Below are 8,470 nucleotides of genomic sequence, written 5' to 3'. Positions count from 1 at the left end.
GCCACGACCGGCGGGGGTGACCCCGCCGGTCGCCGTCGTTTTCGCGACGGCGACGTTCCTCGCCCTCGCCATCGGCGGTCTCGGTGTCGCGAGTCTGCTGCTCGACGCCGATGTCATCCCCGTCCGCGGACTCGGGCCTCTGCCGGGCGTCGGCGGCATGCTGCTGGCCCTGCTGCTGTTCGCGGGGATCCTGCTGTGGGGGCTGCGCGCCGAACCGGTCGGGTATGTGACCGCGGTGCCGTGCGCGATCGGAGCGTACGTCGGCGAGACGCTCGGCATCGCGATCGGCGCGGCCGTGACCGGGGGCGACCTCGCCCGAGGTCTCGCCGCGGCGGCGGCCGTCGCGCTCGGCTGGCCGGGTGCGGTGATCGCGGTCTCGGCGCTGCTCGCCGGGGCGTTCGGCGTGCTGCTCGTGCGCCGCCGCGGGGAGGGCCCGCACTGGCGCTGGGAACGCGACGACGACGATCGATGACGCGGGAGTCGTGGCATCCGCCCGTTCGGACACGCGGCGGGCTAGCTTAGGGGTGTGGAGCGGTCGCTCGAGACCCAGGTCGGCCAGGCGGTGGACGCCTGGCTCGCCTGGCTGCCCCGGTGGGAGCCGGCCCACCACCGCGGCCGCGTCGCTCCGTGCCGACGCTGCTTCGGGTCGCCGGTGCTCTCGGCGGCGGGTCTCGGGTCCGACGTGCCGCACGGCGTGCAGCACGGACTGTCGACCCGCGTGAAGACGATCGTCGATCACGCCGTCGCGGAGTACACCTCGCGCAACCTCCCGATGCTCCAGGCCGAGCTCGACCAGCAGGCCGCGCGCAACCGGCGCCGGTCGTACCGTCCGTCCGAGGGCCTGGAACCGGAATTCGAGGGGATGCCACTCGACCCCGAGCCCGAACCCGACGCGCCGTTCCTCTTCACACTGACGGGTCTGGCCGCCGAGGAGGAGGCGGAGCTCCCCGCCCTCCCGCCGCTGTCGGATGCCGCGAAGGCCGCGCTCCGGCAGGAGGTGGGGCTCGCCGACGACTACGCGAACATGATCGGCCGCGAGGTCTGCGCGATGCTGCTGCACCATCGCCTTCGCATCCAGGCCGCCGTCGCGGAGTACGTCGAGCCGCAGATCGCGGCCCTGCTCGACGATCTCTCCCGGTCGCTCGACGCGCCCTTCGATCCGCGCGACCCGGGGCCGATGACATCCTGAGCCCCGTCCACAAGGCCCCGGGGCGCCTCAGCGGCTTTTGTTAGAGTTGCGAACTGTCCGCGCGAGGTGTGGCGGATGCGAGTTCCGGGGAGGGGGCACGATGCCGCAGCGCCTGCCCTCGACGCCCCCGATCCTGCCCGGGCTGGCCTACATCCGACCGCTCGGGTCGGGCGGCTTCGCCGATGTCTTCCTGTACGGGCAGGACATGCCGCGCCGCGACGTCGCGGTCAAGGTGCTGCCGAGCGACGTGCGCGACCCCGACCTGCTGCGCATGTTCAACGCCGAGGCCGACGTGCTCGCGCACCTTTCCGCGCACCCGTCGATCGTCACGGTGTACCAGGCCGGGATCTCGGCCGACGGCCGGCCGTACATCGTCATGGAGTACTGCCCCGGGTCGCTCGCGCAGCGCTACCGGGTGGAGCGGATGCCGGTGGCCGAGGTGCTGTCGATCGGCGTGCGCATGTCCGGCGCGCTGGAGTCCGCGCACCACGCCGGCCTCGTGCACCGCGACGTGAAGCCCAGCAACATCCTCGTCACGACGTTCGGCGCGCCGGTGCTCGCGGACTTCGGCATCTCGTCCTCGCTCGTGCGACAGGGGGTCGACGAGATGCTCGCGATGAGCGTGCCGTGGAGCGCGCCCGAGGTGATCGCCGAGCAGACCGCGGGGACCGTGTCGAGCGAGGTGTGGAGCCTCGGCGCCACGGTGTACTCGCTGCTCGCCGGGCACAGCCCGTTCGAGCGGCGCGAGCGGGGGCAGAACTCCCGTGAGCAGCTGCGCCGCCGGATCGCGCGCGCGTCCTACACCGAGATCACCCGCACCGACGTGCCGCCGTCGCTGCAGGCCGTCCTCGCGCGGGCCATGTCCCGCGCCCCCGCGGACCGGCACGCCAGCGCGCGTGAATTCGGCGAGGCGCTGCAGCAGGTGCAGATCGAGCTCGGTCTGCCCGCGACGCCGCTGGAGGTGCCCGCGGCGGAGTGGGCGCCGACGGCGCGCGCCGTCGACTTCGCCGACGGCACCCTGCGCGGCCCCGCCCGCTCGCGGATCGAGCGCGAGGGCGTGCGGAAGTCGCGCGGGCCGTCGGGGGTCGCGGGGCTGGTCCGCGACGAGGACACCGACATCTCCGCCCCGACGCGTGCCGCGCATCGCGCCCTGCCGTGGGTGCTCGCCGGGGCGACGCTCGTGACCGCGGCCGCGGTCGTCGTGGCGGCGCTCCTGGCCACCGGGGTCCTGAGATGAGGCGACGCACCATCGCGGGGCTGACGTCCGCCCTCGCCGCCGCCGCGCTCGTCGTCACGGCGAGCATCGTCTGGCCCGGTCTCGATGCGCAGGAGACGCCCGAGGTCGACACGTCGGTGTGGGCGCTGCAGACGGGCGAGGGCCAGCGCTACGCGCGCGTCAACACCACCGTCGGCGAGCTCGACACCGTGCGCACGGCCGGGAACCCGAGCCAGGTCGCGCAGGGTCCCGACGGCGCGTACCTCTTCACCGACGGCTACAGCAAGCTCACGCGGATCGACGAGGCGCAGCCCGTCGACCTGCAGGAGGAGCAGCTCCAGGCGTCGCCGGAGACGCCGCCCGGCACGACCTCCGTCGTCACGGCGGGCGATTACGTCGTGTACCGCACCGACACCGGTGCCCTGTTCGCCGGACACCTGAGCCGCGCGGGGCAGTCGGTCACTCAGCTCGACCCGTTCGACACGGCGGGCGACGAGAATGCCCGGACGTACACCGCGGACGCCGTGGCCGTCGACGACCGCGGCATGATCTTCGCGTACTCGTCGGCGGACGGATCGGTCATCCGGTACGACATCGACGCCGACGAGCTGAAGGGACGCGACGCGCTGCAGGCCGACGTCGCCTCGCCGGTGATCACGGCGGCGGGCGACCAGTGGGCGCTGGTGGACGCCGAGGCCGGGCGCGTGTGGGTGCGCGGCAAGGACCCGGTCGACCTCGGCACGACCGAGCAGCTCGTGGTCGGCGACCCCGACGCGCGCGGCCGGGTCGTGTACCTCGCCGACGACCAGTCCCTGTGGAGCGTGCCCGTCGACGGCGGCGAGCCGCGCCGCGAGGTCGGCGCGGGCGGCAACGTGCTCGGGCAGCCCGCGAAACCGCTCGAGCACGACGGCGTCGCGTACGCGGCCTGGCTCCTCCCCGGCGACGCGCGCGGCACGCTGTGGCGATCGGATGCCGGCGAGACCGACCTCTCGTACGGCGGGGCGACCCTGCCCGATCAGCGGCGGCCGGTGTTCGTCGCGACCGACCACGCCGTCATCCTGAACGAAACGCGCACCGGCTGGGTGTGGACCGTGCCGGACGGCGCGCTCGTGGCGTCGAGCCAGAGCTGGACGCTCGACGACCGGACCGAGCAGGCCGCGGTCCAGAGCGACCAGCAGCTCGACGTCGTGCTCGATCCGAAGCCGCCCATCGCCGAACCCGACAGCTTCGGCGTCCGAGCGGGCCGCCTGGTGACGCTCCCCGTCCTGCTGAACGACCACGACCCCAACAAGGATGTGCTGAGCATCGTCCCCGAGAGCGTGACCGGCCTCGATCCCGGCTTCGGCAGCCTCTCGATCACCGACCACGGACAGCAGCTCGCCGTCCGCGTCGCGCCGGACGCGACGGGTTCGGCGACCTTCTCGTACGCCGTGACCGACGGCACGACCGCCGATGGCCTCACGTCGTCGCCGACGACCGTGACGCTGACGGTGTCGCCGCCCGGGACCAACGCCGCGCCCGTCTGGTGCGGCGTGGAGAAGTGCCTGCAACCGTGGCCGACGCCCGAGGTCGCGCGCGGCGGCACCATCACGGTTCCGGTGCTCACCGGCTGGGTCGACCCGGACGGCGATCCGCTGCTGCTGCTGTCGGTCGACAATCCGAGCGGCGTGGGGAGCGTGGCATCCACTCCTGCCGGCGAGGTCGTCTACCAGCATTCCGACGACGGTTCCGGCGGTGAGCAGACGATCCAGCTCGACGTGACGATCGCCGACACCGAGGGGGCGACGGCGACGAAGCCACTGGTCATCCGCGTCACGCCCGACCCGGCGCTCGCGGTGCAGTCCTTCGCCGTGGTCGACACCGCCGGATCGGCGCTGACCGTGGACGTCGGACCGCACGTGACCGGCACGGCGGGTGGCGTCACGATCGGGTCGGTGCGCGTCCTCGACGATGCGGCCGCGACCGCCACGGCGGTCGGCGGCACGACGACGTTCGACTTCACGGCCGCTCAGCCGGGGGTGTACCGCGTCGACTTCACGGTCACCGGCGCCGGGCGGGATGCCACGGGCACCGCGCGGATCACGCTGCTGCCGGCCGACGCTCCGGCGCAGCTGTCGACCGCGCCCGTGGTCGCCTTCGTCCGGCCGCAGGAGGACGCGACGCTCGACGTCTTCGCCGCGGTGTCCAATCCCACCGGTCGCGTGCTGCTGCTGAGCGACGTGGCCGCGAGCGCGGAGGACGGGGCGTCGCTCACGGTCGACACCGTGGGGCAGAACGACCTGCGCGTCTCCGGCAGCACCGCGGAGGGCGGCGCGGGCCTGCTCGGCACGGTCACCTACACGGTCAGCGACGGCACCGAGGACGAGGGATCGCGCGTCGCCGGTGAGGCCACGGTGTATCTCCTGCCGCCCGCTCCGGAGATCGCGCCCATCGCGGTCGACGACACCGTCACGGTGCGCGCGGGAGCGCAGGCCGACATCCCGGTGCTCGACAACGACGTGTCCCCGGCCGGCGGACTACCGACGCTCGACCCGGCATCCATCCAGTCCACGCCCGCGAGCGACGGTCTCGCGTTCGCCTCCGGCGGGGTGCTGCGCTACCTCGCCCCGACGACGCCGGGCACGTACGAGGTCCGGTACCGCGTCTACACGACCGGGACACCGTCGCTGTGGGACGAGGCGACCGTCCGCATCACGGTGCTGGGGCCGGAGGCCAACCGCGCCCCGATCCCGGACACGCTCCAGGGGCGCGTGCTGAGCGGCGGCACGACGACGATCCCGTTCCACGGCTTCGGCGTCGACCCCGACGGCGACGCTGTCGCGCTGGACCGCATCGTGAACCAGCCCGACCGGGGCACGGCCTCGATCTCGGCCGACGGGGCGTCGATCGTGTACTCCTCAGTGCCGGGCGACCGCGGCCAGGTGTCGTTCCGCTACCGCGTGGTGGACCCCTCCGGCGCGACGGGGGAGGGCACGGTGCGCATCGGAGTCCTGGATGCCGAGGCCAACCCGAGCCCCATCACGTTCACCGACTACGTGCAGGTGCAGGCCGGTCCGGACACCCGCATCCGCGTGAGTCCGCTGGCGAACGACATCGATCCGACCCAGGGTCGCCTGAAGCTCACGGGCGTGCGCCCCGACCTCCCGAAGACGCTCGTCGACGGCAGTGACAACCCCGAGTACACGCGCCTCGACGCGCTGGTGGAGAGCGTGTCCGACACGGGCGTCGTGATCCGCGCGGGCGAGGCCCCGGCGACCATGTCGTTCCTCTACGACGTCGAGTCGGACTCCGGCAACACCGGCCGCGGCCTCGTCGTCGTCAAGGTCGTGCGCGAGAGCGTGCCCGACTATCCCGTGGTCTCCGACACCGTCCTCACCGTCGAGGACCGCGACCAGTTCGTCTCGGGTGTCGACGTGCTCGAGGGTCGCGCGACGTGGTCGGGCGGCGACGTGGGCGATCTGCGCGTGTCGCTCTGGGGCGAGCCCACCGGCGTCCGCGTCGACGGTCGACGCATCTCGGGCGAGCTGCCCGCCACGCGCCGCATCATCCCCTTCGCCGTGACCGGCACCGTCGGTGACCAGGAGGTCACGACGTACGGCTTCCTCCGCGTGCCCGGCGACGACGACCTCACTCTCGCGTTGCGGCCGAACTCGGCGCAGAAGGTCGACGAACTGGCATCCGTCGACTTCGACATGGCCTCCCTCGTCGCCGTACCGCGCCGGTCGACGCTCGAGGTCGGCCCCGACGTCTCGACCACCGGCGTGCGCGCGGAGGGTCGGTGCTCGGTCAACGGAACCGTCGTCCGCTATGACGCGGGCACCGGGTCGCCGTGGACGGATGCGTGTCAGGTGCCCGTGCGTCTCGCCGGCACCGAGGACTGGACGGTGCTGTCGGTGCCCGTCGGCATCGTCGCGCGGGAACCCCAGCCCGAGCTGCGCCCCGCGTCGCTCACCGTCGGTCCGGGCGAGACGGCGACCTTCGACCTGCAGAAGATGACGACGTGGCAGCTCGGCCGCGAGGACTGGGCGGGCATCCGCTACGCCCTGGAGTACTCCGGCTCGGCGTTCTCGTCCGTGACGCTCGACGGATCGACCGTGACCGTGACCGGCGCCGACCGCGCCGTGCCCGGGACCGAGAATGCCGCGATCATCTCGGTGACCAGCCACAAGGCCGTCGCCCCCGCGCGCCTGCTGTTGCGCGTCGGTTCCGCGCCGTCGACGCTGCCCCAGGGCGGCACGACGACGCAGCAGTGCTCGCAGGCGTCGGGGTCGAGCTGCCCGATCGGCGCGGTCGGCCTGTCGGGCGAGGTCAACCCGCTGCCGCGGACGCCGCTCGAGGTCGTGAGCGTCCGCCCGACGAGCGCCTGCACGGGTGTGAGCTTCGACGTCGCGTCGTCCGACAGCGTCCGCGCGTCGTGGACCTCGGACGCGCCGGGCGCCACGTGTGCCGCCAACGTCACCCTGCGCGACGCGCAGGGGCGCTCGACCGCCGGGACGCGCGACGCGCGCGTCGTCCTCGACCTGCAGGGCTACCCGCGCGCGCCCGCGAGCGTGCGCCAGACCGCTTACGCGGACGGCTCGCTCACGCTGCGCGTCGACCCGGGTGAGGCGCGGCGCGCGTACCCGGCGCTCGCCGGGTTCACGGTGCGCTACGGCGGGAACGTCGTGGCCCAGTGCGACGCGGACGGCTCGTGCCCGTCGATCCCGGCGCCCAACGGCGAACAGCGCGAGTACGTCGTCACGGCGGTCAACGCCGTCGGCGAGTCCCGCGGATCGGTGCGCACGAACGCGTGGGCCTACGATCCTCCGGCACGTCCGACCTCGGGCGACTTCACGCCCGTCGTCACCCGTGACGGAGAAGGCAACGTCGCCGACCTCGTCATCCGCGGCGTGGAGTCCGCCGAGACCGGGCAGCTCGAGATCCGCAGCGCCGCCGGTGAGACGCGGAAGGTCAGCGTCGGCCGCAACGACAAGGACGTGCGGGTCGCAGGATTCCAGGTCGGCAGCAACGCGAGCACCGAGATCACGGTCGTCCCCACCTCACGGTTCGACGTGCCCGCGGGCCTCGGCGGCTCGGCGCAGGGCGGCGCGTTGACGTTCTCCGCGCACGGCGTCGGCGCACCGCTCGAGCCGAACATGACGATCACCTCGCGCTCGACGGGCGACGGGGTGTCCACCGTGACCGTGGAGGGGACGGCGCGACAGAACGGCACCGACTCGCGGCTCCGCTACGGCATCGCCGAGGGCGCGTTCTGCCGCGTCGGCGACGACGGTCCGCGCCGGGACTTCCCGGGCAAGCTCGACGGCGTCGCCTACACCTTCACGTTCTGCGTCGAGTCGAGCTACGACGGAACGTCGTACGGATCGAAGAGCGTGACACAGGAGTACCGCGTCGCGCAGGACACCGCGGCTCCGCGGGGGTACACGTTCCAGGTCGGCGCGCGCCCGGACTACGAAGACAACCGCTCGGTGGCGAAGTGGCGGATCTCGGGCATCAAGACCGGTACGGAGCCCCCGCGCTTCAACGACGTGAAGTACAGCAATTTCGACGGCGATCGCTCCACGGTCTTCGGGTCCGACCCGAACATCGGCGTCTATTTCCAGCACCGAATCTGGGGGACGACGTCCGAGACGGGCCGCGTGGCGCCCGCCTCGGGCAGCGCGCCGTACCAGGTGCAGGCCAGCACGAGGGTGGCCTCCTGTGTCGCCGGCGAAAAGCTGCAGGTGTCGTCGAGTTCGAGCAACGACCAGGCGGCGCTCACCCTCGACCGCGCGGGCGCGCGGTACACCGACAAGAACGGCGCGGTCCTCACTCCGCCCGAGGGATCCGACCTCGTCCCCCGGGGCGCGGTCAGGGTCACGAGCGTGAAGGTGACCGTCGACTGGTCCGCGCGCGGGTGGGGCCTCGACAACGCCGTGCTCGAGACGAGCGGCACCTGCCAGCCCGGCACTTCCGATCCCTCCGCGCCTCCGCAGCCCTGACCCCCCCATCCCCCCGATAGGAAGACCCACCGCCATGACGATCACCCAGGAACAGGCGACCTGGTACGCCCAGACCTTCGCGCA

The 8,470-nt window shown here is 73.0% G+C and carries 4 protein-coding genes; all 4 read left to right on the top strand.

The window, feature by feature from the left end; genetic code table 11:
* Window positions 1–472 (top strand): hypothetical protein (locus AVW09_RS18075; RefSeq protein ID WP_197462662.1); only part of this gene is annotated, 472 nt, incomplete at its 5' end.
* Window positions 473–526: 54 nt separating this feature from the next.
* Window positions 527–1,189: a hypothetical protein gene (locus AVW09_RS15150; RefSeq protein WP_063258853.1), complete on the top strand. Its 663-nt coding sequence runs from the start codon at window positions 527–529 to the stop codon at window positions 1,187–1,189.
* A gap of 100 nt (window positions 1,190–1,289) precedes the next feature.
* Window positions 1,290–2,426 (top strand): serine/threonine-protein kinase, encoded by a 1,137-nt coding sequence (locus AVW09_RS15145; RefSeq protein WP_063258852.1) that lies wholly within the window; start codon window positions 1,290–1,292, stop codon window positions 2,424–2,426.
* On the top strand, window positions 2,423–8,386 hold the full coding sequence (locus AVW09_RS15140) for an Ig-like domain-containing protein (RefSeq protein ID WP_063258851.1): 5,964 nt from the start codon (window positions 2,423–2,425) through the stop codon (window positions 8,384–8,386). The genes AVW09_RS15145 and AVW09_RS15140 overlap by 4 nt, the downstream gene beginning before the upstream one ends.
* Window positions 8,387–8,470 lie beyond the last annotated feature (84 nt).

It is taken from the genome of Microbacterium sp. T32, from assembly GCF_001619615.1.
Taxonomy (GTDB): Bacteria; Actinomycetota; Actinomycetes; order Actinomycetales; family Microbacteriaceae; genus Microbacterium.
The sequence above is the reverse complement of the archived record's forward strand: the minus strand, read 5'-3'. Positions and strand labels throughout refer to the sequence as shown.

Coding starts and splice junctions, on each gene's coding strand:
- AVW09_RS15145 (WP_063258852.1), top strand. CDS start 1,290: ATGCCGCAGCGCCTGCCCTCGACGCCCCCGATCCTGCCCGGGCTGGCC.
- AVW09_RS15140 (WP_063258851.1), top strand. CDS start 2,423: ATGAGGCGACGCACCATCGCGGGGCTGACGTCCGCCCTCGCCGCCGCC.